At 58.9% G+C, this 24,500-nt stretch carries 19 protein-coding genes, 1 other RNA gene and 3 pseudogenes; 12 read left to right on the top strand and 11 right to left on the bottom strand.

The annotated features are described in order from the left end of the window. Positions 1–2: 2 nt before the first annotated feature. The 6 genes from carB to grpE all read right to left on the bottom strand — a co-directional run bounded on the left by carB (position 3) and on the right by grpE (position 9,618). Complete coding sequence (carB, locus tag AWM79_RS18465) at positions 3–3,224, bottom strand: carbamoyl-phosphate synthase large subunit (protein ID WP_060783490.1); 3,222 nt, start codon at positions 3,222–3,224, stop codon at positions 3–5. Between the two features lie 103 nt (positions 3,225–3,327). Further along, positions 3,328–4,464, bottom strand: coding sequence for a glutamine-hydrolyzing carbamoyl-phosphate synthase small subunit (gene carA, locus AWM79_RS18470; protein ID WP_017133101.1), 1,137 nt, complete (start codon positions 4,462–4,464; stop codon positions 3,328–3,330). A gap of 295 nt (positions 4,465–4,759) precedes the next feature. Continuing rightward, on the bottom strand, positions 4,760–5,566 hold the full coding sequence (dapB, locus tag AWM79_RS18475) for a 4-hydroxy-tetrahydrodipicolinate reductase (protein ID WP_060783491.1): 807 nt from the start codon (positions 5,564–5,566) through the stop codon (positions 4,760–4,762). 10 nt (positions 5,567–5,576) lie between these two features. Next, complete coding sequence (dnaJ, locus tag AWM79_RS18480; protein ID WP_017133103.1) at positions 5,577–6,701, bottom strand: molecular chaperone DnaJ; 1,125 nt, start codon at positions 6,699–6,701, stop codon at positions 5,577–5,579. A 333-nt stretch (positions 6,702–7,034) separates the two neighbouring features. After that, positions 7,035–8,951 carry a molecular chaperone DnaK gene (dnaK, locus tag AWM79_RS18485; RefSeq protein WP_060783492.1) on the bottom strand — a complete coding sequence of 639 codons (1,917 nt, stop codon included), beginning with the start codon at positions 8,949–8,951 and terminating at the stop codon, positions 7,035–7,037. A 100-nt stretch (positions 8,952–9,051) separates the two neighbouring features. Continuing rightward, entirely contained in the window at positions 9,052–9,618 is a 567-nt protein-coding gene (gene grpE, locus AWM79_RS18490) for a nucleotide exchange factor GrpE (protein WP_060783493.1), read from the bottom strand. A 232-nt stretch (positions 9,619–9,850) separates the two neighbouring features. Between grpE and recN the strand changes: the two genes are divergently transcribed. Next, positions 9,851–11,524, top strand: a complete 1,674-nt coding sequence (recN, locus tag AWM79_RS18495) for a DNA repair protein RecN (protein ID WP_017133106.1) — start codon at positions 9,851–9,853, stop codon at positions 11,522–11,524. A gap of 75 nt (positions 11,525–11,599) precedes the next feature. On the opposite strand, the gene fur is transcribed toward recN, so the two are convergent. Further along, a complete protein-coding gene (fur, locus tag AWM79_RS18500) occupies positions 11,600–12,004 on the bottom strand; it encodes a ferric iron uptake transcriptional regulator (RefSeq protein WP_026013299.1) in 405 nt (134 codons plus the stop codon). Positions 12,005–12,101: 97 nt separating this feature from the next. Between fur and AWM79_RS18505 the strand changes: the two genes are divergently transcribed. Next, entirely contained in the window at positions 12,102–12,629 is a 528-nt protein-coding gene (locus AWM79_RS18505; RefSeq protein ID WP_017133108.1) for an outer membrane protein assembly factor BamE, read from the top strand. A gap of 224 nt (positions 12,630–12,853) precedes the next feature. Here AWM79_RS18505 and AWM79_RS18510 read toward each other — a convergent pair whose 3' ends face one another. Beyond that, the gene (locus AWM79_RS18510; protein WP_017133109.1) at positions 12,854–13,159 is read right to left on the bottom strand and encodes an RnfH family protein; all 306 of its coding nucleotides are present in this window, start codon (positions 13,157–13,159) and stop codon (positions 12,854–12,856) included. Continuing rightward, positions 13,152–13,586 (bottom strand): type II toxin-antitoxin system RatA family toxin, encoded by a 435-nt coding sequence (locus tag AWM79_RS18515; RefSeq protein WP_017133110.1) that lies wholly within the window; start codon positions 13,584–13,586, stop codon positions 13,152–13,154. Before AWM79_RS18515 ends, AWM79_RS18510 begins: the two co-directional genes overlap by 8 nt. A gap of 127 nt (positions 13,587–13,713) precedes the next feature. On the opposite strand from AWM79_RS18515, the gene smpB reads away from it, so the two are divergent. Further along, a complete protein-coding gene (gene smpB / locus AWM79_RS18520; protein ID WP_017126797.1) occupies positions 13,714–14,196 on the top strand; it encodes an SsrA-binding protein SmpB in 483 nt (160 codons plus the stop codon). Positions 14,197–14,257: 61 nt separating this feature from the next. Here the strand turns inward: smpB and AWM79_RS18525 are convergent, their stop codons facing one another. Next, positions 14,258–15,025 (bottom strand): GntR family transcriptional regulator, encoded by a 768-nt coding sequence (locus AWM79_RS18525; RefSeq protein WP_017133111.1) that lies wholly within the window; start codon positions 15,023–15,025, stop codon positions 14,258–14,260. 256 nt (positions 15,026–15,281) lie between these two features. Here AWM79_RS18525 and AWM79_RS25700 point away from each other — a divergent pair. From AWM79_RS25700 to AWM79_RS18560, 9 genes and pseudogenes are all read left to right on the top strand, one after another. Further along, positions 15,282–15,429, top strand: a pseudogene (locus AWM79_RS25700) (hypothetical protein); the annotation flags it as partial. Between the two features lie 95 nt (positions 15,430–15,524). Continuing rightward, the gene (lldD, locus tag AWM79_RS18530; RefSeq protein ID WP_060783494.1) at positions 15,525–16,670 is read left to right on the top strand and encodes an FMN-dependent L-lactate dehydrogenase LldD; all 1,146 of its coding nucleotides are present in this window, start codon (positions 15,525–15,527) and stop codon (positions 16,668–16,670) included. An 80-nt stretch (positions 16,671–16,750) separates the two neighbouring features. Beyond that, positions 16,751–19,552, top strand: a pseudogene (locus AWM79_RS18535) (FAD-binding and (Fe-S)-binding domain-containing protein); the annotation flags it as partial. A 109-nt stretch (positions 19,553–19,661) separates the two neighbouring features. Continuing rightward, positions 19,662–19,943, top strand: coding sequence for a hypothetical protein (locus AWM79_RS18540; RefSeq protein WP_060783495.1), 282 nt, complete (start codon positions 19,662–19,664; stop codon positions 19,941–19,943). Between the two features lie 84 nt (positions 19,944–20,027). Continuing rightward, positions 20,028–20,417, top strand: a transfer-messenger RNA (tmRNA) gene (ssrA, locus tag AWM79_RS18545). Between the two features lie 340 nt (positions 20,418–20,757). Next, entirely contained in the window at positions 20,758–21,315 is a 558-nt protein-coding gene (locus AWM79_RS25995) for a pyocin activator PrtN family protein (protein WP_323369380.1), read from the top strand. 44 nt (positions 21,316–21,359) lie between these two features. Then, positions 21,360–21,616 (top strand): annotated as a pseudogene (locus AWM79_RS25715) (hypothetical protein). Positions 21,617–21,664: 48 nt separating this feature from the next. Continuing rightward, complete coding sequence (locus tag AWM79_RS18555; RefSeq protein ID WP_060783496.1) at positions 21,665–21,913, top strand: helix-turn-helix transcriptional regulator; 249 nt, start codon at positions 21,665–21,667, stop codon at positions 21,911–21,913. Next, a complete protein-coding gene (locus AWM79_RS18560; protein ID WP_060783497.1) occupies positions 21,910–23,415 on the top strand; it encodes a YfjI family protein in 1,506 nt (501 codons plus the stop codon). Before AWM79_RS18555 ends, AWM79_RS18560 begins: the two co-directional genes overlap by 4 nt. Before the next feature lie 173 nt (positions 23,416–23,588). Here the strand turns inward: AWM79_RS18560 and AWM79_RS18565 are convergent, their stop codons facing one another. Next, positions 23,589–24,500 carry a restriction endonuclease gene (locus tag AWM79_RS18565; protein ID WP_060783498.1) on the bottom strand — a complete coding sequence of 304 codons (912 nt, stop codon included), beginning with the start codon at positions 24,498–24,500 and terminating at the stop codon, positions 23,589–23,591.

Here is a 24,500-nt window from a genome sequence, read left to right on the forward strand (position 1 = left end):
GCTCATGACTTCAATCCTGCGTGTAGATCCTGCAAGCGACGCACGGTCTTTTCTGGACCGAACTTGAGCGCTTCGCAGATGGCTTCGCCAGCAGCAATGGTAGTTGTGCAATAGATCTTGTGCTGCAGCGCGTTACGACGAATGGAGTACGAGTCGGCAATCGACTGACGCCCTTCGGTGGTGTTGATGATCAGGGTGACTTCGTCATTCTTGATCATGTCGACCACGTGCGGACGCCCTTCGGTGACCTTGTTGACCCGGCGCACTTTCAGTCCGGCAGCTTCGATCAGCTTGGCGGTACCGGCGGTGGCAACCACTTCGAAGCCTAAGTTGATCAGATCACGAGCCACGCCTGCAACCAGTGGTTTGTCGTCATCGCGCACGCTGATGAACGCAGTGCCGCCAGTCGGCAGTACTTCGCTGGCCCCCATTTGAGCCTTGGCGAAGGCTTCGCCGAAGGTGTCGCCAACGCCCATCACTTCACCGGTGGACTTCATTTCCGGGCCGAGGATCGGGTCCACGCCAGGGAATTTGGCGAAGGGGAACACGGCCTCTTTCACACTGTAGAAGTTCGGGATGATTTCCTTGGTGAAGCCCAGCTCCTTCAGGGTCTTACCGGCCATCACACGGGCAGCGATCATCGCCAGGGAAACCCCGATGCACTTCGAAACAAAAGGTACGGTGCGCGAGGCACGCGGGTTGACTTCGATGACGTAGATGTCTTCGCCCTGCAAAGCCAACTGCACGTTCATCAGGCCGACAACGCCCAGTTCCAGGGCCATTTTCTTGACCTGCTCGCGCATCTCGTCCTGGATATGCGCCGGCAGCGAGTAGGGCGGCAGCGAGCAGGCGGAGTCACCGGAGTGAACGCCAGCCTGCTCGATGTGCTGCATGATCGCGCCGATCACTACGTCGGTGCCGTCGCTGACCGCGTCCACGTCCATCTCGATGGCGCAGTTGAGGAAGTGGTCCAGCAGCACCGGGCTGTCGTTGGACACCTGGACCGCCTCACGCAGGTAGCGCTTGAGTTCTTCTTCTTTGTAGACGATTTCCATTGCCCGCCCGCCCAGCACGTAGGACGGACGCACCACCAACGGATAACCGATCTTACCGGCGGCCTTCACGGCTTCGTCTTCGCTGCGCACGGTCGCATTCGGCGGCTGGCGCAGGTTCAAGCGCTCGACCATCTGCTGGAAGCGCTCGCGGTCTTCGGCACGGTCGATGGCGTCAGGGCTGGTGCCGATGATCGGCACGCCAGCCGCTTCGAGGGCACGCGCCAGCTTCAGTGGGGTCTGGCCGCCGTATTGGACGATCACACCTTTGGGCTTCTCGACACGGACGATTTCCAGCACGTCCTCCAGCGTCACCGGCTCAAAGTACAGGCGATCAGAGGTGTCGTAGTCAGTGGAAACGGTTTCCGGGTTGCAGTTGACCATGATGGTCTCATACCCATCGTCACGCAGCGCCAGTGCCGCGTGCACGCAACAGTAGTCGAACTCGATACCCTGGCCGATACGGTTCGGTCCGCCGCCCAGGATCATGATCTTGTCGCGATTCGAAGGCTTGGCTTCGCACTCCTCCTCGTAGGTCGAGTACAGGTAGGCGGTGTCCGTGGCAAACTCGGCCGCGCACGTGTCGACGCGCTTGTAGACCGGGAACACTTCCAACTTGTGACGATGGGTGCGCAGGTTCTTCTCGGTCACGCCCAGCAGCTTGGCCAAACGCTGATCGGAGAAGCCCTTGCGTTTGAGGCGGAACATCAGATCGTGGTCGATGGCCGACAGCGCCAGGGTCTTGACCTTCTCTTCGTCTTTGATCAGGTCCTCGATCTGCACCAGGAACCATGGATCGATCATGTTCATGCCGAAGATATCTTCGACAGTCATGCCGGCGCGGAAGGCGTCCGCCACGTACCAGATACGCTCGGCACCCGGCACGGTCAGTTCGCGTTTGAGCACGCCCATACTGTCGGGGTTGCTCAAATCGAGCTTCTCGTCCAGACCACAGACACCGACTTCCAGGCCGCGCAAGGCCTTCTGCAGCGATTCCTGGAAGGTCCGGCCGATGGCCATGACCTCACCTACCGATTTCATCTGGGTGGTCAAGCGTGCGTCGGCCTTGGCGAACTTCTCGAAAGCGAAACGTGGCAGCTTGGTCACTACATAGTCGATGGACGGCTCGAAGGACGCCGGAGTCTTGCCGCCGGTGATGTCGTTCGACAGCTCGTCGAGGGTGTAGCCCACGGCCAGCTTGGCCGCGACCTTGGCGATCGGGAAGCCAGTGGCTTTCGAGGCCAGCGCCGAGGAACGCGACACCCGCGGGTTCATCTCAATGACCACCATCCGACCGGTGTTCGGGCAAATGCCGAACTGGACGTTGGAGCCGCCGGTTTCCACGCCGATCTCACGCAGCACCGCCAGGGAGGCGTTACGCAGGATCTGGTATTCCTTGTCGGTCAGGGTTTGGGCCGGCGCGACGGTGATCGAGTCACCGGTGTGCACGCCCATCGGGTCGAAGTTTTCGATAGAGCAGACGATGATGCAGTTGTCCTTTTTGTCGCGGACAACTTCCATTTCATATTCTTTCCAGCCGATCAGCGATTCGTCGATCAGCAGTTCCTTGGTCGGCGACAGGTCCAGACCGCGGGCGCAGATTTCTTCGAATTCTTCACGGTTGTAGGCGATACCGCCACCGGTGCCGCCCATGGTGAAGGACGGACGGATGATGCACGGGAAACCGAGCTTTTCGAGGACCGCATTGGCCTCTTCCATGCTGTGGGCGATACCGGAGCGCGGACAGGCCAAGCCGATGGACTTCATCGCCTTGTCGAAGCGCGAACGATCTTCGGCCTTGTCGATGGTATCGGCATTAGCGCCGATCATTTCCACCCCGAACTTCGCCAGGACACCTTCACGCTCCAGGTCCAGGGCGCAGTTCAGGGCGGTCTGGCCACCCATGGTGGGCAACAGGGCGTCCGGACGCTCTTTCTCGATGATCTTGGCAACGGTCTGCCACTTGATCGGCTCGATGTAGGTCGCATCCGCCATGGCCGGGTCGGTCATGATGGTCGCCGGGTTGGAGTTCACCAAGATGACGCGGTAGCCCTCTTCGCGCAGGGCTTTGCAGGCTTGGGCGCCGGAGTAGTCGAATTCGCAGGCCTGGCCGATCACGATCGGGCCAGCACCGAGAATCAGGATGCTTTGTATGTCTGTACGTTTTGGCATGGGTGGGTCACTCAAATCCGCGGGTCAGTCGGCAAGCCGTCTTGAACAATCTTTGAAGAGCCTGAGGGGCCGCCGGTTTCGGGGCCGTCCTCAGGCCACTCATTCAGCGTCGCTTGGCCATCTCATTGATGAAACGGTCGAACAGCGGTGCCACGTCGTTCGGGCCTGGGCTTGCTTCAGGGTGGCCCTGGAAGCTGAACGCGCTCTTGTCGGTGCGCTCGATGCCTTGCAGGGAACCGTCGAACAGCGACTTGTGAATCGCCCGGACGTTGCCCGGCAGCGTCGCTTCATCCACGGCAAAGCCGTGGTTCTGGCTGGTGATCATGACGACACCGGAATCCAAATCCTGCACCGGGTGGTTGGCACCGTGATGGCCGTGCCCCATTTTCAGGGTCTTGGCGCCAGAGGCCAGGGCCAACAGTTGGTGGCCCAGACAGATACCGAATATCGGGACCTCGGTTTCCAATACCTCCTTGATGGCCTGGATCGCATAATCGCAAGGCTCCGGGTCGCCCGGACCGTTGGACAGGAACACACCGTCCGGCTGCAGGGCCAGTACGTCGCTGGCAGGCGTTTGCGCCGGCACCACGGTCACACGACAGCCACGCGCTACCAGCATGCGCAGGATGTTGTACTTGATACCGTAGTCGTAGGCCACGACATGGTAAGGCAGGTCAACGGCTTCGAGGGTCGCGTGGCTGTCGGTCTTCAAATCCCAGACCGTCGAGCGCCACTCGTACTTTTCCCTGGTGCTGACGACTTTTGCCAGGTCCATGCCCTTGAGGCCGGGAAAGCCCTGCGCGGCGGCAATTGCCGCTGCTTCGGAAATATTCTCACCGGCCATGATGCAGCCGTTTTGCGAGCCTTTTTCACGCAGGATGCGGGTCAGGCGGCGTGTATCGATACCGGCGATCGCCACGACGTTATTGGCTTTCAGGTAATCGGACAAGGACATCGTGTTACGCCAGTTGCTTGCGACCAGTGGCAGGTCGCGAATCACCAGACCCGCCGACCAGACACGATCAGACTCGATATCTTCCGGTGTGGTACCGGTATTGCCGATGTGCGGATAGGTCAGGGTAACGATCTGCTGGGCGTAGGAAGGATCGGTAAGGATTTCCTGATAGCCGGTCATGGCGGTGTTGAACACCACCTCGCCAACGGTCTGACCGTCGGCTCCAATGGCTTCGCCGCGAAAAATGCTGCCATCAGCAAGGGCGAGTATGGCTGGCTTAGTCAAGAAGACCTCCCGTAAATAAAGCCTGAAGGGGCGATCGCAGGTTGTAAAAAAGCGGAATGACGTATGGACACGTCACCCCGCTTCTTTCACTGAATTATCCTGCGCGCTTTTAGTGGACACACTAAAGCTGTAGCTTACAGAAAAAGGCTTTTTTGGTCCACCGCTAATGAGCCTTAAAGGTCAGGGAATGCGACAGGGCGTCGCCAGGCGGACTGAACGGGAGGCTGGGGAGTCACAACGTTGGGGAGGTTGTGGAGCCAGCTTACCGACCCCACAAGTACCGCTGCCCCCCCCATCAATGCAGGTCGAGCACATCCTGCATGTCGTACAGACCCGCCGCACGGCCCTCCAGCCAAAGCGCCGCACGCACGGCACCCTTGGCAAAGGTCATGCGGCTCGAAGCCTTGTGAGTGATCTCCAGCCGCTCACCCTCGGCAGCGAACAACACGGTGTGATCGCCGACCACGTCGCCACCACGCACGGTGGCGAAGCCGATGGTGTCACGCGCCCGCGCCCCGACATGGCCCTCGCGACCGTAGACCGCGACTTTCTGTAGATCGCGCTCCAGCGTATTGGCGATGACCTCGCCCATGCGCATGGCGGTGCCCGAGGGCGAGTCGACCTTGTGCCGGTGATGGGTTTCAATGATCTCGATATCGGCATCGTTGCCCAACACCCGGGCGGTCAGCTCAAGCAGCTTCAGCGACAGGTTGACCCCGACACTGAAATTGGCGGCGAAGACAATGGGAATGTCCTTGCCCGCCTCCACCAGCAATTGCTTCTGCTCGGCGGTCAGCCCAGTGGTACCGATTACCATGGCTTTGCCGGCCTTACGACAGAACGCCAGGTTCTTCAGCATCACTTCCGGCAGCGTGAAGTCGATCAGCACATCGAACTCTTCAGCCACTTTCTCCAGCCCATCGGACAACGGCACACCGATCCGCCCCAGCGAAGCCAGTTCGCCGGCATCGGCACCGACCAAAGAACTGCCCGGCCGCACCACAGCTGCCGTCAGACCGCCAAGCGGCACCTGCAACTGCACCGCCTCGACCAGGATCCTACCCATGCGCCCGGCGGCGCCCATCACAGCTATACGTCGCATGACTCGCTCCTTACAGGTCGCCAAAGAAGCGCTTCACACCTTCAAACCAGCCGCTGGCCTTGGGAGAGTGCGAACTGTCACCGTCCAGAGAGGCCCGAAACTCTTCAAGCAGCTCGCGCTGGCGACGACTCAGGTTGACCGGTGTCTCGACCGCCACGCGACACATCAGGTCGCCCGCGCCGCCGCCACGCACCGGAGCTACACCCTTGCCGCGAATACGGAATTGCTTGCCGGTCTGGGTGCCTTCCGGAATTTTCAGTTTGACCCGACCATCGAGAGTCGGAATCTCCAACTCACCCCCCAAGGCCGAATCGACGAAACTGATCGGCACTTCACAGAACAGGTGTTTACCGTCACGCTGGAAGATCGCGTGCTCGCGCACATTAATCACCACGTACAGGTCGCCCGTCGGACCACCCTGCGCACCCGCCTCGCCCTCTCCGGACAAGCGAATGCGGTCGCCGGTATCGACACCCGCCGGTACTTTCACCGAAAGGGTCTTGTACTCTTCGACACGCCCCTGACCGCGGCAGGCGTCGCACGGGTCGGAAATGATCTTGCCCTGGCCATGACAGCGTGGGCAGGTCTGCTGTACCGAGAAGAAACCTTGCTGCATCCGCACCTGGCCGATACCGCCACAGGTCGGGCAACTGGTCGGTGCCGAGCCCTTCTTCGCGCCGGAGCCGTCGCACGGCTTGCAGTTGACCAGCGTCGGCACACGAATATTCACGGTAGTACCGCGAACCGCCTCTTCCAGGTTCAGCTCCAGGGTATAGCGCAGGTCGCTGCCGCGCTGAGCGCCACCACGGGAGCCACCACGACTGCCCCCGAAGAAATCGCTGAACACATCGCCGAAGATATCGGAGAAGTTCTGCCCACCAAAGCCCGCGCCACCGCCGCCCATGCTCGGGTCGACACCGGCATGGCCGTACTGGTCGTAGGCCGTGCGCTTGCTGGAATCGGACAACACCTCATAGGCCTCGTTGGCCTCCTTGAACAGGTCTTCCGATACCTTGTCACCTGGGTTTCGGTCCGGGTGATGCTTCATCGCGAGACGCCGATAAGCCTTCTTCAGCTCTGCCTCGCTGGAGCCACGCTCGACCCCCAACACCTCATAATAGTCACGCTTTGCCATAAGTCTTTGCACTCTTGAGGACGTTCGGCGCCCCTTCCTGGAGCCATGCCGAACCAGTCGAGCCCGACACGGGTTCGGCCCGACTCAGGTCAATTCAACGATCCTGTTCTCTGTTAAACGACCAAAGGATCGATCGACAGAAGCGGCAACTTCAACCGGAACGCAGGAACATTCCCGGCCCTACCGCCAGCATCCGACCGCCGTCGCATGCTGTAAAAATTTGCATATTCCAGACACACCAACGCGGGAGCAAGCCCCCGCGCGGCGACATCCTACCAGTCACCGCTACAGAGCAGTCAACCGGCCGATCAACAAGCTGCCTGTGGTAAAGACTTACTTGTGATCTTTCACTTCTTCGAACTCAGCGTCGACGACGTCGTCCTTATGAGCCTCTTCCTGGGTCGGCTCCGCGCCGCCCGCAGGTTTCTCGGCCTGCTCGGCGTACATCTTCTGGGCAACCGGAGCGGAAACCTTGGACAGCTCCTCGACCTTGGCTTCGATAGCAGCCTTGTCGTCGCCCTTGACGGCGGCTTCCAGGGCAACCACGGCAGCTTCGATCGCGGTCTTCTCCTCGGCGGAAACCTTGTCACCGGCGTCGGCAATCATCTTGCGAGTCGAGTGAACCAGTGCATCGCCCTGGTTACGGGCAGCGGCCAGCTCTTCGAACTTACGGTCCTCTTCGGAGTTCGCCTCGGCGTCGCGGATCATCTGCTGAATTTCTTCGTCAGACAGGCCGGAGTTGGCCTTGATCACGATCGACTGGGTCTTGCCGGTCGCTTTGTCCTTGGCACCTACGTGCAAGATACCGTTGGCATCGATGTCGAAGGTCACTTCGATTTGCGGCACGCCACGTGGAGCCGGTGGAATCTCGGCCAAGTCGAACTTGCCCAGGGATTTGTTCTGCGCCGCTTGCTTACGCTCACCTTGCAGCACATGGATGGTCACGGCGCCCTGGTTATCGTCGGCCGTCGAGAACACTTGCGATTTCTTGGTAGGAATCGTGGTGTTTTTCTCGATCAGCGCGGTCATCACGCCACCCATGGTTTCAATACCCAGGGTCAGCGGGCTGACGTCGAGCAACAGGACGTCCTTGACATCACCGGCCAGTACCGCGCCCTGAATGGCGGCGCCCACGGCAACGGCCTCGTCCGGGTTGACATCCTTGCGTGCTTCCTTGCCGAAGAAGTCGGCAACGGTCTTCTGCACCATTGGCATACGAGTCTGGCCGCCAACCAGAATCACATCGTTGATCGAACCGACATCGATGCCGGCATCTTTCAAGGCGATACGGCAAGGCTCGATGGTGCGCTGAACCAGGTCTTCGACCAGCGATTCCAGCTTGGCGCGGGAAATCTTCACGTTCAGGTGCTTCGGACCCGTAGCATCTGCGGTGATATACGGCAAGTTAACATCAGTCGACTGGCTCGACGACAGCTCGATCTTGGCTTTTTCGGCAGCTTCTTTCAGACGCTGCATCGCCAGCGGGTCACCCTTGAGGTTCATGCCGCTTTCTTTCTTGAATTCGTCCACCAGGTAGTCGATCAGACGGATGTCGAAGTCTTCGCCACCGAGGAAGGTGTCACCGTTGGTCGCCAGTACTTCGAACTGATGCTCGCCATCGACTTCGGCGATTTCGATCACGGAAACGTCGAAGGTACCGCCACCCAGGTCATAAACGATCACTGTGTGATCGCCACGGGCCTTGTCCATGCCGTAGGCCAAGGCGGCCGCGGTCGGTTCGTTGATGATGCGCTTTACGTCAAGACCGGCGATGCGTCCGGCGTCCTTGGTCGCCTGGCGCTGGCTGTCGTTGAAGTAGGCCGGAACGGTGATTACCGCCTCGGTCACAGGCTCGCCGAGGTAGTCTTCGGCGGTTTTCTTCATCTTCTTCAGCACTTCGGCCGAAATCTGTGGCGGAGCCATTTTCTGGCCACTTACTTCAACCCAGGCGTCACCGTTGTCGGCCTTGGCGATCTTGTAAGGGACCATCTGGATGTCCTTTTGGACGACATCCTCTTCGAAGCGGCGACCGATCAGACGCTTCACCGCGTACAGGGTGTTGTGCGGGTTGGTCACGGCCTGGCGCTTAGCCGACTGGCCGACCAGGATTTCGCCGTCGTTGGCGTATGCAATGATCGAAGGCGTGGTACGCGCGCCTTCGGCGTTCTCAATGACTTTTGGCTGGCCGTTTTCCATGACCGAGACACACGAGTTGGTGGTCCCCAGGTCGATACCGATAATTTTGCCCATTTCACTCTCCCGAAATTTTGATTTTTTTGCCGCAGCGGTTATCGCCAACTGCGGTAGCACTTAAACGCTTGACTTACAAATGGGGGCCTTGCGACCGATTTCAAGCCTGCTCGTCAATCGTCGGCGAAACCGGTGCAACGGCCTTGCTCACCACGACCATCGCTGGGCGCAGCAGGCGACCATTGAGCTGGTAACCTTTCTGGAATACTTTCAGGACGCTGTTGGGCTCGACGTCGGCGCTCTCCTGCATGGCCATGGCCTGGTGCAGCGAGGCGTTGAACGGTTCGCCGTGCGGGTCGATGGCTTCCAGCTGATAACGCTTGAGCGTGTCGTGGAACATCTTCAGGGTCAGCTCGATGCCTTCGCGCATCGGACGAATGCTTTCATCGTCCGGGTTAGACAGCTCCAAGCCACGCTCCAGGCTGTCGATGATCGGCAGCAGGTCGCCAGCGAACTTCTCCAGCGCAAACTTGTGCGCCTTCTCGACATCCTGCTCGGCACGGCGGCGGATGTTCTGCAGGTCGGCCGCGACGCGCAGCGCTTGGTCATTCGCGGCAGCCAATTGCTCTTCAAGCACCTGCACGCGAGTTGCCAGGTCGTCGCTCGAAACCTCGGCAGCCTGGTTGGCCTCTTGATTTTGCGAATCCAGATTCTGTTCGTCAGCCATAAAAAACCTCCTTTCAATATCGTCCGCGAGCCGGGCCCGCGCTTCTGCCCACGTATATGGGGCCGCATTTTCCAGGTTCAAGGGCTCCAATGCATACCACGGAGCGAGCGGTACATTCCCCTTAGCGCTAAAAAAAACAGTTATTCAAGCAAATCGAGCTAAGTCCAGGCATTGTCAGTCGAAATCAAAACACTGTATAAATAACCAGACATAAAGCCTGGGAGCGGCCTTCATGCTGGTGCACCTGTCCGTACATAACTATGCAATCGTTGAGCATCTCGATCTGGAATTGGATCGCGGGATGAGCGTCATCACGGGCGAAACCGGCGCTGGCAAGTCGATCATGCTCGACGCACTCGGGCTGACCCTGGGCGATCGCGCCGACAGCGGCGTGGTGCGCCCCGGTGCGGACAAGGCCGACATTCTCGCCACCTTCGACCTGGAGGACATTCCAGAAGCCCGTAGCTGGCTGGCCGAACGCGACCTGGACCATGACGGCCCCTGCATCCTGCGTCGGGTGATCACCACCGAAGGCCGTTCGCGGGGTTATATCAATGGCTCGCCCTGCCCCCAGGGAGATCTCAAGGCCCTGGGCGAGTTGCTGATCGACATCCATAGCCAGCACGAACACCAATCCTTGCTGAAGACCGACACTCATCGTCGCCTCCTCGACGAATATGCCGGAGCAACCGATCTCGCTCGCCAGGTACAGCTCGCGGCCCAGCGTTGGCGCCAGACCCGCCATGAGCTGGAGCGCCTCTCCAATTCCGGTGATGAACAACGGGCCCGCCACCAACTGCTCAGCTATCAGCTCGAAGAGCTGGAAAATCTGGGTCTGGGCGAAAACGAGCTGGAGGACCTGGAGCAGGAACACAAACACCTGACCAATGCTGAAACCCTGCTCGGCATTTGCCGGCAAGTGGTCGAGCAGTGCAGCGAAAGCGACTCTGGCAACATACTCAATGCCCTGTCCTCCAGCCTCAATCGCCTAAGCAGTGTCAGCAACGGCACCGGCGCACTCGGTGAAGCCACCAACCTGCTGGCCAGCGCGCAGATCCAGGTTGAGGAAGCCGTCGGCGAATTGAACCGCTTCCTCGACCATTTCGATGCCGATCCGGCACGCCTACAACAGCTCGAAGAACGACTGGATGCGATCTACACCCTTGCCCGTAAGCACCGTATTCAGCCCACCGAAGTCGCCACCCTCCAGCAGAAATTGCTGGATGAGGTCGAGACTCTGAATGCCAACGACGAAGCCATTGAGCGCCTCGGCGAGGAGTTGGCCGCCTACACTCGGCATTATCAGGAGCGCGCCCAGGAACTCAGCGACCTGCGCCGCCAAGCCGCTACCGGCCTGGCCGGTGCCGTCGAGCAGGAAATCCAGCGCCTGGGCATGCCCGGCGGGCGCTTCAGCATCGAACTGCACGCCAACGCCAGCAGCGAGCCATTACCTTATGGGCTGGAACAGGTCGAGCTGCTGGTCAGCGCCAACCCCGGCCAACCCCTCAAAGCCCTGGCCAAGGTGGCATCGGGTGGCGAACTGTCGCGGATCAGCCTGGCCATCCAAGTGATTACCGCGCAGACCTCGCGCATCCCAACCCTGGTATTCGACGAAGTGGACGTGGGCATCGGCGGCCCGACGGCGGAAATTGTCGGCCAACTGCTGCGCCGCCTCGGTGAACGCGGACAAGTGCTGACGGTCACCCATCTGCCACAAGTGGCGGCGCAAGGGCACCACCACCTATTCGTGCACAAAATGCGCGGCAGCGACGCCACCCGCACGGCGGTCTCGAAGCTGAGCAAGGCCGAACGGATCGAGGAAGTCGCACGCATGCTCGGAGGCATCGACCTGACCAAGGAATCCCTGGCTCACGCAAAAAAGATGGTCATCACCGCAAAAATCTAGGAGCGGCAAAAAACACGAAGGCGACCCTTGGGTCGCCTTTGCTCGTTTCGCGAATCTTAAGCTCGCACGATATGCTTACTTTTTCTTGCGCACGTACAGCACAAGATTGTGATCAACCATCTCGAAGCCATACTTTTCGACGATTGCCTTCTGAAGTCGCTCGATTTCTTCGTCGAAAAATTCGATCACCTCACTGGTCTCGACGTTGACCATATGGTCGTGATGCTTGCCGTCGTCCAGTTCGAATACCGCGTGACCGCCATCGAAGTTATGGCGAACCACCAGCCCAGCCGCTTCGAATTGGGTCAGAACACGGTAGACCGTGGCCAGACCAACGTCCTCGCCAGCCTCCATCAGCGCCTTGTAGACGTCCTCGGCGCTCATGTGACGCTGCTCGGCGGAGTCGAGCATTTGCAGAATCTTGACCCGCGGTAGAGTCACCTTCAGGCCGGCTTTACGTAGTTCGCTATTTTCAACCATGGTCAGCTTTCTCGCGACGCTGCTTCGCAGCATCTCTTAATACAGGTATGATCGGGGTTTACGTTGTCCCAGCCAAGATAGTGGAAGTCGCCCACCGATGCAAAACACCAAGCTCTTGCTAACCAGCTTTACCTTAGTGGGACTGCTCGCACTCGCCGGTTGTTCATTCCCTGGGGTTTACAAAATCGACATCCAGCAAGGCAATGTCGTCACGCAGGACATGATAGACCAGTTACGTCCGGGAATGACCCGCAATCAAGTAAGGTTTATCATGGGCAACCCCCTGCTGACCGATACCTTCCACGCCAATCGCTGGGATTACCTGTATAGCCTGCAACCTGGTGGCGGTGAACGCCAACAGGAACGGGTCAGTCTGATTTTCAACGACAATGACCAACTGGCCAGCCTGTCCGGCGACTTCATGCCCGGCATGAGTCGCGACGAAGCCATTCTCGGCAAGGACAGCGGCACCACCGTCGATGCGCCCAACCAGAACGCCGAAAAGCCAAAGGAAGAGAAGCCGGCCAAACCAGGCTCATTGCTTGAGCAGATCCAGAAAGATGTCGACGGCGTAAAAACCGTGCCGGTTCCAACCCCGGAACCACTGGATACGTCGCCACGGTAATAAACCGACACAATAGAAAGCCCGGAATGGCGGGCTTTCTATTATCCATGCACCAGTGAGCTTCTAGTGGCCTGTACGGTGAGTTCGTTAGCTCAAGGTCGAATGCCATAAGCCCATGGCCAAGGCGCTGTGACGAGTCATAGCCGGGCTATGGCGAGGAACAGCAACGCAGGCCAGGGATTTATGGCGCCGAAATGGACTCATAGAACTCACCATACAGGCCACTAGGCCCTGCTCCTGGCTGCTTTTTCCGCTCGCAGGCGCCGCGCTTCTTTCGGGTCAGCCAACAAGGGTCGATAGATCTCGATACGGTCGCCTTCCCTCACGATCCGAACGTCGGGATCACCGACTACTTTACCGAAGATCCCCAGTGGGCAACTCGACAGATCAATCCCAGGGAACTGCTGCGCCATTTTCGACAACTCGACAGCACCACGCAGCGTTGTATCCACGGGGACCGAAATCGCCAACAGACACTGACGCCCGACCTCGGCGTATACCACCTCTATCGAAACCCAGGAGTCAGCCATGGAACTCTTTGGCTCGCTGACAGAAAGCATCCACCAGAGTATTGGCCGCCTGGTTGAATAGCGGCCCAAGGGTCGCCCGCACGATAGGCCCGGCATAATCGAAGGTCAGATCCAGGCTGATCTTACAGGCCTTTTCCCCTAGCGGCTTGAACACCCAGACACCATGCAATTGGGTGAACGGCCCCTCCTCCAGATTCATCTCAATCGACCGCCCCGGCACCAGCGTATTGCGGGTGACGAACTGCTGGCTCAAACCGCCCTTGGCGACCCCCAGTGTGGCGCGCATGTGCACGTCGGAGCTTTCCAGCACCTGGGCCGTCGAGCACCACGGTAGAAATTCCGGGTAACGCGCGACGTCGTTCACCAGGTCATAAAGCGCCTGTGCCGGATAAGGCAGTAGGGCCGAACGTTGAATATGGGTCGTCATGTCAGCGTTGATTCCACAGCTGGGCGGCAAACAAAAGTGAGCGCATTGTCCGGGATTCATCCTACGCGCTCAAGCACGCAGCTTCACCGTAGCCGACTGACGCGCAACCCCCTATAATGCCGCCCCTATGGCTAAACAGAAGAAACACCCCACGGGGACCATCGCGCAAAATAAAAAGGCGCGCCACGATTACTTCGTCGAACAACGGTTCGAGGCTGGCCTGGTCCTGGCCGGCTGGGAAGTAAAGAGTTTGCGGGCAGGCAAGGCGCAACTGGTCGACAGTTATGTCTTGCTCAAGGACGGTGAGGCCTGGCTGTTCGGTAGCCATTTCACGCCGCTGACCACCGCGAGCACCCACGTCATCGCCGACCCGACGCGCACGCGCAAGCTGCTGCTCAACCAGCGCGAGCTGGAGAAGATCTTCGCTTCCGTGCAACAGAAAGGTTACGCCTGCGTCTGCCTCTCTTTGTATTGGAGCAAGCATTTGGTCAAGTGCGAGATTGCCCTGGGCAAGGGCAAGAAGGAATACGACAAGCGTGATACCGAACGCGAGCGCGATGCCAGTCGCGAACTGCAGCGCGCGGTGCGCAATAAAGGTAAGGACGACTGAGCCCCTGCGCCACCACAAAAGGGGTGGCCTGGCATGTCGAGGGGCTCGCCCCTCGACCTCGTCAAATTCCCTTGCGCCGCTTCGCTCGCGCCACCCGCTGCGCCTCCTGACGCACCTCTTCCAGCACTTCCTGCACATACAGGATATGTCGACTGGAGATTTCACGAGCCTGTTCCGCCCGACCTTCGACAATCGCCAGATACAGTTCCCGATGCTGACTGATCAACCTATCGCGGGTTTCGGTGCGCTGTTTATACATGCCGCCGATATTGATCACCACGTGACGCTTGAGCAAATCGAACAACCCGCGAATCGTGTGTAGCAGCACCGCATTGTGGCTGGCTTCGGCAATTGCCAGGTGGAAGTTCGCGTCAGCTTCGCCTTCCTCCGCTCGACTCACTTCTCCCTCGCGGCAATAGCAGCTCTGCAATAGCTCGAACGCAATCTGCAACTGCTCTCGATCCGCCTCGGTCGCCCGCAATGCCGCGTAGTAGGCGCAAGACGCCTCCAGGGTATGGCGAAATTCGAGCAGATCGCGTTGGACCTCCGGATTAGTTTCCAGCAAATGCAGCAGCGGGTCGCTGAAGGTAGAACCCAGCGTCTCCACCACATAATTGCCACCACCCTGGCGACTGACCAGCAAGCCCTTGACCACCAGCTTCTGGATCGCCTCGCGCAACGAAGGGCGCGAGACGCCGAACTGCTCGGCCAACGCACGCTCGGCCGGCAGACGCTCACCGGCCTTCAACGCGCCCTCGAGGATCATCCGCTCAAGCTGCTCGACAATATCGTCAGACAAACGGCGCTGACGAACCTGATCAAACCCCATTACTGACTCCTCACAGCCCCAAACCCTTGGCGGAGGCCCTTATTCTGGTCTATTGAGGCCGCACCGGCCCCTAGCGGACAGCGCAAAAAAACACCCACCCAGCCCCTTCCTGCGCCTCGCCGACGAAAGCTTCAGCACGGCAAATTGACACGCGCCTAATAGGGCTTTTAACCTAGCTCACAGCGAATGTAAATTGGTAATACCAATTTACATTCGCTGATCAGCGCCTACCAGGAACCATTAAGGGCCACTCCATATGCAAACCTGGCAACAGCTCTATAGTCCTCTCGGCAACCTCGGCCTATCTGCTGTCGCTGTCGTTATTCCCATCGTGTTTCTCCCTCGTCCTGGGGGTATTTCGCCTCAAGGGTCATGTCGCAGGCAGCATCACCCTCGCCCAAGCCTACGTCTTCACCGGCATGCTGGTGCACCAAAGTGACACATGTCAGGGCTGTCGACACCCCGGCAACTGCTTTTTCACCCAACGTTGCGAGCTCCCATGATCATTTCCGCCGCTACCGATTACCGTGCCGCCGCCCAACGCAAGCTGCCGCCGTTCCTGTTCCACTATGCCGACGGCGGGGCCTACGCCGAACACACCCTGCGCCATAACGTCGAGGATCTGGCCGACATCGTCCTGCGTCAGCGCGTACTGAGGGACATGTCTGAACTGAGCCTGGAAACCCGCCTGTTCGACGAAACCCTGAGCATGCCCGTGGCGCTGGCACCGGTTGGCCTGGCCGGCATGTATGCCCGTCGCGGTGAGGTCCAGGCTGCGCGCGCGGCGGCGGCCAAGGGCATTCCCTTTACACTGTCGACCGTGTCGGTCTGTCCGATCGAGGAAGTAGCCCCGACCATTGACCGGCCCATGTGGTTCCAGCTGTACGTACTGAAGGATCGCGGCTTCATGCGCAACGCACTGGAACGCGCCAAGGCAGCGGGCGTTACTACCTTGGTCTTTACCGTGGACATGCCCGTACCGGGCGCCCGTTACCGTGACGCACACGCCGCGATGAGCGGCCCGAACGCGCCACTGCGGCGTGCCTGGCAAGCCATGACCCATCCTCGGTGGGCCTGGGACGTCGGCTTGCTGGGCAAGCCCCATGATCTGGGTAATATCTCCAGATACCGTGGCAACCCGACGGGCCTGGCCGACTACATCGGCTGGCTCGGCGCCAACTTCGATCCGTCGATTTCCTGGAAGGACCTGGAGTGGATCCGCGAATTCTGGGACGGCCCGATGATCATCAAAGGCATTCTCGATCCGCAGGATGCCAAGGACGCAGTGAAGTTCGGCGCCGACGGCATCGTGGTCTCCAATCATGGTGGCCGTCAGCTCGACGGCGTGCTGTCCAGCGCCCGCGCCTTGCCGGCGATTGCCGACGCCGTCAAAGGCGACCTGAAGATCCTTGCCGACTCAGGCATCCGCAGCGGCCTGGACGTGCTGCGCATGATCGCCCTCGGCGCGGACACCGTCCTGATCGGTCGTGCCTTCCTCTACGCCCTGGCCGTCGCGGGCGAAGCCGGCGTGAAGAACCTGCTGGATCTGTTCGAAAAAGAAATGCGCGTGGCCATGGTGCTCACCGGCGCCAAGTCCATCGGCGCGATCAACCGCGATTTGCTGGTCCGCGAACTGGGCGCCTGAACCTCGTGCCCACCCGAATCACCGGCTGATTGAACGGGGCACATGGCGCACCAGATGCCACCAACCCGTGAGGAGTTTGCATGAACCTGCCCGCCCCGTTCCTCTACTCAGTGAAACAACTGATTCCCCGCGAGCGCCGCTTCGAGGATGCACTCTCGACCCTGGCCTTCGGTACCGATGCCAGCTTCTACCGCTTGATCCCCAAGCTGGTGATCCGGGTCGAATCCGAAGATGAAGTAGTCGAACTGCTCAAGCTGGCCCACCGCGACCAGGTGCCGGTGACGTTCCGCGCCGCCGGCACCAGCCTGTCGGGCCAGGCCAGCAGCGACTCGGTGCTGATCGTCCTCGGCGACAACTGGAATGGCCGGGAAATACGCGACCAGGGCCGTCAAATCCGCTTGCAACCGGGCGTCATCGGCGCACAGGCCAATGCCTGGCTGGCCCCTTTTGGCCGCAAAATCGGCCCGGACCCCGCCTCGATAAATGCCTGCAAGATCGGCGGCATTGTCGCCAACAACTCCAGTGGCATGTGCTGTGGCACCGCGCAGAACACCTATCACACCCTCGCGGGAATTCGCCTGGTGCTGGCTGACGGCAGCCGCCTGGACACCGAGGATCCGGCCAGCCTCGTCGCCTTTCGCCAGAGCCACGGCCCACTGCTCAGACAGTTGGATGACCTCGCTCGGGAAACCCGCGCCAACACCGAACTGGCCGCGAAGATCCGTCACAAATACCGCCTGAAGAACACCACCGGCCTGTCCCTCAACGCCCTGGTGGATTTCGACGAGCCGCTGGATATCCTCAGCCATTTACTGGTCGGTTCCGAGGGAACTCTGGGCTTTATCAGCGCGGTGACCTACGACACAGTAATCGACCACCCGAACAAAGCGTCGGCATTGATCGTCTTCCCCGATGTGGAAACCTGTTGCACCGCCGTTACCGTGCTGAAGAACCAGCCGGTGTCCGCTGTCGAACTGCTCGACCGCAGCAGCCTGCGCTCAGTGCAGGGCCAGCCCGGAATGCCGGCTTTTGTCCAAGAACTGTCGAGCAATGCCTGCGCGCTGTTGATCGAATCCCGCGCTGCCTCCTCGTCGCTATTGCAGGAGCAACTGGCACGGATCATGACCTCACTGGCGCCGTTCCCAGTGGAGAAGCAGGTCGACTTCACCGCGGACCCGGTGGAAAACGCCCGGCTCTGGGCCATCCGCAAGGGCACCTTCCCGGCGGTCGGCGCCGTGCGCGAAACTGGCACCACGGTAATCATCGAAGACGTGACCTTCCCCGTCGAACAACTGGCCATCGGCGTCAACCGCCTGATCGAGCTGTTCGACAAGCACCATTACGACGAAGCGATCCTGTTCGGCCACGCCCTGGAAGGCAACCTGCACTTTGTCTTCACCCAGGGTTTCAACAGCCCAGCGGAAGTCGCCCGCTATCAGGCGTTCATGGACGACGTCGCGCAGTTGGTAGCCGTGGAGTTCGGCGGCTCGCTCAAGGCCGAACACGGCACCGGTCGCAACATGGCGCCCTTTGTCGAACTGGAATGGGGCAGCGACGCCTACCAACTGATGTGGGCCATCAAACACCTGCTCGACCCCCAAGGCATTCTCAACCCGGACGTGATACTCAGCGACGACCCACGGATTCACCTCAAGCACCTCAAACCGTTGCCCGCCGCCGACGAAATCATCGACAAGTGCATCGAATGCGGCTTCTGCGAACCGGTGTGCCCGTCGAAAGGACTGACCCTGAGCCCTCGCCAGCGCATCGTGATCTGGCGTGATATCCAGGCGAAGAAACGCGCCGGCATCGACACCTCGGAACTCGAGGCCGCCTATCAATACCAGGGCATCGACACCTGCGCCGCCACCGGCCTGTGTGCGCAACGCTGCCCGGTGGGCATCGATACCGGCGAGTTGATGAAAAAACTGCGCGGCCACCAAGCAACCCATGTGACAGCCGCCAACTGGCTGGCAACACACTTCGCCACCACATTACAGGGCGCCCGCCTCACCTTGCATGTCGCCAATGGCGCCCGCATGCTGCTCGGAGCGCCGCGCCTGAGCAGGCTCTCATCGAGCCTGACGCGCCTGTCCAACGGGCGTGTTCCACAGTGGAGCACCGCCCTGCCGCAACCGGAGCGGGCGGTGCGTTTTAGTCCGGCGCTCGATGACCAGCGGTCACGAGTGGTCTATTTGGCCGCCTGCGTCTCACGGGTGATGGGCCCGGCGGCAGGTGACAAAGAACAAATGTCACTGTTCGACAAGACCTGCGGCCTGTTGGAAAAGGCCGGCTACCAAGTGGTGCTTCCAGACAATACCGAACAGCTGTGCTGTGGCCAGCCCTTCGCATCCAAGGGCTACGCCGAACAGGCCGAGCGCAAGCGCCAGGAACTGATCGGCGCCTTGCTCCATGCCAGCCGCGGCGGCCTCGACCCGATCTACTGCGATACCAGCCCATGCACCTTGCGCCTGGTCCAGGACCTGAGCGACAGCCGCCTCGACCTCTACGACCCGGTACGTTTCATTCGCACACACCTGGTGGACAAACTAACCTTCACCCCCCAGGACACACCGATTGCCGTCCACGTGACCTGCAGCACCCAGCACCTGGGGGAAAGCCAGGCACTGATCGACCTGGCGCGACGCTGCAGCCACAACGTGGTGATCCCCGAAGGTATCCACTGCTGCGGATTTGCCGGCGACAAAGGCTTCACCACCCCGGAACTGAATGCCCACTCGCTACGGACCTTGAAGGACGCCGTGCAATATTGCGCGGAAGGCATCTCCACCAGCCGCACCTGCGAAATCGGCCTCAGCCAGCATGGCGGGATCGACTATCACGGACTGGTCTACCTGGTGGATCGGGTGACCACGGCAAAAAAGCAGAACCTTGACCAACCAGGGCAGTCCACTGATCAGGCGCTACCCAAAGGCCCCATGCGCCCAGGCGCCAGTCTCGATACCTGAACCCCGGTTCAAGGAGATAGCCATGAAACGTTCCGTACTGCCCGGCTGGTTGGTTATCGCTTCACTGCTGGCCGCCCCGGCGTTTGCCGACAGCGAAAAGGATCTGTGCGCGAGCAACCTGCAGAATATCAACACATCCAAGGCCAGCGTCCTGGCCGCCGACCTGCGGGGCCAGATCGACAGCGACATCCAGCAAGCCCAGGCTGCCCAGATGAAAGACACCGCTGCAGGCTCCAAGGAATGCATCGTCATTACGCAAAGGGCGATCCAGAAAATCCAGAACAGCCAGAAGGGTGCCCGGTAAAACCGTCGGCCTGCCGATCGGGATGGCCTTTGGAGCCACATTGAGGTACACTGAGGCTACCTGCTGGTAATGCACAGCAGGTTCGGGGCCGTTTAGGATTCGACGCCGGTTGCGAAACTTTAGGTGCATGCCGAGTTGGTAACAGAACTCGTAAATCCACTGTTGCAACTACTTATAGTTGCCAATGACGACCAATACGGTGCTGCTCTCGCTGCTTAATTGCAGCTGACATGCACTCCTGGCACCTTCGGGTCCAGCAATCATCAGGGGATGTCTGTAAACCCAAAATGATTGTCATATAGAACAGAATCGCCGTGCAGTACGTTGTGGACGAAGCGGCTAAAACTTACACAACTCGCCCAAAGCACCCTGCCCGTCGGGTCGCTGAGGGTTAACTTAATAGACACGGCTACGCATGTAGTACCGACAGCGGAGTACTGGCGGACGGGGGTTCAAATCCCCCCGGCTCCACCAAATTAGCTATAAAAATCAGGCACTTAGCGTTTATCGCAAGTGCCTTTTTTGTGCCTGAATGGGTGGTTTTGGCTCGGTTATGTCAGCTTAATGACAGCATCTGCGATGATTTTCTGCTGCATTCCCGCTAAGCTCAGGCGATAACCAGGAGCGGTGCAAAGATGAATGAAAACGCAGAAGGACCTGACAGCTATCATTCGCGCGCGAAGGAAGACGAGGCTTTCGTGACGATTTTTCGTGAGTCGACTTGAGCAGAGAGAGTGGCAAAATGCTTGGACCCGAAGGATGGAACAAACCGCACCGGTAGAACAATGTCGCCGTTATGCGAAGGAGTCGAGCGATGAACACTCTTTTTCTCTTAATGGCTCAATATCATGGCCAGACGATTGTGTCCTTGAGTCGGGTATGCGCCGACTATTTCACTCATCTGACACCAGCAAATCTACGAACAAAGGTCTCCTCAGGCGAGATTGACCTACTGATTGTCTCCATGGAGCTGAACGAAAAAACTGCACGAGGCGTTCATCTGTCGGATCTTGCTGATTACATTGATCGACAGCGAGATAGAGCCAAGCTTGAGCTTGATCGGACGAGAAAGCAGGCTACCAAATCCTTGAGCCAAGAGCCGCGCGAAGTCGAAAAACCTGAGGCAGATACATTTTCTCGACCTAGAGAGTCAAATGATCTTAGTCGACAACCGATCCTTTTCATTAGGCTGGCTGAAGTAAAGCGAATTACAGGTATGTCGACTAGTACGATCTACAAAATGGTAAGTCAGAGCACATTTCCACGACAAATTAAACTAGGTGGTCGAGCTGTGGCCTGGGTTAGGGTAGAGGTAATCGAGTGGTGCGATCTTCGAATCAAAAAGTCTAGAATGCTAAAGAGTGAGAACTAGGGATGTAGCAGAACAGCCAATAAATCGCATCTCTCATCTCAAAAATCGGACCTCCCACGCCCAACTCAGCCCTGCTCCCCACTTTGCTTTACAAGATCAACGAAAATCAGCTCGCGCTCGAGGCAGCCATTATGGATTGTCCAAATGGGCGGAGCAGCAAGGATCGTCAGAAGTCTCCGACCATGTGCGCGGCGCCCTGGACTGTCTAACCGCAAAGCCCATCCGCGGCTGTCGCCTTTACTTCAACAATCGACAGAACGTTTTCCGGCGCTTTTTTGGTTTGAAATCGCCCCCCAACTGACCGGACAGAATATTTAATAGGAGTCGACTTACACACAGAGCCCCACACATGTCGAAACATGCCCCCAAGAAATACCTGATCAGTCACACCTCTCTTCAGCACTGCTTTGACAAGAGCCGCTCCGGACTAGAAAAGCTGCGCGAAACCGATGCCAGCTTCCCTCGCCCCATCAAATTTGGCCCGAGCAAACAGGCTGGGGTTTACTTCGTTGTCGCAGAGGTGGAAGCCTGGCTGGAGAGCAAGATCAGCGAGCGTGATGGTATCGCTCTGGATCTCGCCGGGCGAGAAGACCAATGACTACACACGAGCAGATACCGTCGTTCTTAGCAGAGATGCCCGCGCCGGCATTTGCCGCATACATGAACCCTGACATTGCGCCAAAGCCACTACCGAGCGGGTTGGCCAGGGTCATGCCCTGGTTTGATGAACTATTGCCTACTGCTCTTCAGGAGTACGTGCGGGATGTTGCTGAGCGTACCCAGTGCCCACTTGATTTTGTTGGGGTCGCGCTTATCGTGGCAGTCAGCACAGTAGTCGGGCGCAAATTCAGCGTCTACCCGAAACAGAAGGATGACTGGATGGTCGTTCCAAACCAGTGGGGCGTCATCATCGGGCGACCGTCTGCGATGAAAACGCCGGCACTCAAACAGGCCCTGCTTCCATTGCGCGCCTTGGATGCCAAAGCGCGAGAACGCTATAGCCAAGCTCAAGCCGAGCACAAGGCCGCTAGCGAGCTTTACGACATGAAGCGCAATGCAGCCAGGGTAAAAGCCAGAAAGCTTTACAGTGGGGGTGACGAGAATGCAGCTCAGGAAGAACTGAAACGGCACTCAAGCGAGAACCCGCCCCCAATTCAGCGGCGCTACATCGTCAACGACGCAACGGTCGAAAAACTCGGCGAGCTGCTCAACGAGAATCCAAACGGCCTAGTAGTTGAGCGTGACGAGCTGGGGGGCTGGCTGGCAACGATGCAGAGCGAAGACGGTTCGGTTGCGCGAGCATTTTATTTGGAATGTTTCGACGGCAACGGCTCATTCACCTATGACCGTATAGGTCGAGGAACCATTTATATCAAATCATGTTGTTTATCGTTGATCGGTGGGATTCAACCCTCACGAATTGCGTCCCTTGTAAACGCTGCCGTCAGCGGCGAACTGGATGACGGCCTGATTCAGCGCCTGCAGCTGGCGGTATATCCCGACGATGTTCGAGAGTGGCGTTATATCGACCGTTGGCCGAACAAAATCGCCGCTGCGCGCGTCTCGGAGGTTATCGAACAGCTCGATCAGATACCTGATGAGCCTCACTCTGCCCTCAGATTTACTCCAGAAGCCCAGGAGAAGTTTATCGCCTGGTATACCTCCCACATGCAAGCAAGCCGGAGCGATCATCTTCACCCCGCATTGCAATCCCATTACCTGAAAATGCCGAAAACCATTGCAGGCTTGGCCCTCCTATTTGAGCTGATTGAAGGCGGACGGGAAGCCGTCGGCGCTGAGTCCACTGACCGCGCCATAAACTGGGCGAACTACCTGATGAGCCACGCCCAGCGGCTGTATGGAGCGGCAATCAACGCATCACTAATCGCTGCGCGGCTAATTCTGGAGCGCCAACAAAAATTGCCCGAGCCGTTTACCGCCCGAGAGGTGCGCCAGAAGGATTGGACAGGATTAGGCACGCAGGACGCGGTAAATAATGCGCTCGCCGTTCTAGCTGAACATGACTTCATCGTTGGCTACGAGGTGGCCGGAGAAAAAGGTGGCCGCCCATCGATTCGCTATGTCTGGCGAAAAACGTAACTTAACCCAATTGTTCACTAAATAGACCGGTAGGGCGACCTACAAAACCTACGAAACCTAGTTCTGTAGGTTTCGTAGGTAGCCCATATCCCTGGCAGGGATAAAAACTGCCACAACAACAGTGATCTCCGAGTTCATACTTACTTGGGTGAGCCGGCTACCTAGGTCGTGACTCACGCCTCTGCGAAGTAGTCGCTGTCGAGCTGCTTCACCTCGTACACCTGCTTAACGCTCACCCCCAGGTTGTTCTCCACCATCAGACGCGCCAGCTCAACACCGTCGATCAGCACCACCTTGATATCCAGCCCCAGCGCTGCAGTACGGGCACCATCGGAAAAGTCCGAAGTGGTGATAAACACGCCCTTTCGCGCTCGCTGGCGGGTTAAGGCTCCGATGAACTTGTCGATCTCCGGGCGATGCACCGTGTTGGTCCAGCGCTTGGCTTGCAGGTAGATCACGTCAAGACCGAGCTTGTCTTCTTTGATGATGCCGTCGATACCTCCATCATTGGTCGCTTGAGTCGCCTTGCCGGCTTCCTTGCGCGAACCGCCGTAGCCCATGGCGATCATCAGATCGACCACCAGCTGTTCAAAGAAGCTAGGTGTCGCTGCCCGCACTTGCGCCAGCAGCTCGTCTGCCAGTGACTGCACTAATGCCTGATGCGCTTCGGCCAACTGCTCATCCGGCGTGGTCTCGGAAATCTCAATGTCCAGCGCAGCAGGTAAATCAGCTACTTGAGGCTTGGCGATATGGAAGTTAGCGAACTCGGGGAACTGCTTTAACCAGCTCACCGTGATGCGCTCCGGCCCATTGGCCAGGGCATCTAGTCCGCGTGGCGTGATCTGCACCATGCCCTTGGCGGGAATGCACAGCAGCCCGGCCTTATTCAGGTAGGTGCGAGCCCAGCCCACACGGTTGTTGATAACCGTCTGATGTCCGGAGGGCAGGCGTTCCTTGCGCTCATCCTCGCTTAGCTGGAACTGATCGGCCACCCGCTCGCGCAACTCATTGAGCGGTAACGGCACACCGTTCTGCACCTTGGCCAGCACCGGCCGCATCACGCTTTGAAAATCCGGAATTGCCAT

Origin of the sequence: Pseudomonas agarici (assembly GCF_001543125.1) — a bacterium.
Classification (GTDB): Bacteria; Pseudomonadota; Gammaproteobacteria; order Pseudomonadales; family Pseudomonadaceae; genus Aquipseudomonas; species Aquipseudomonas agarici.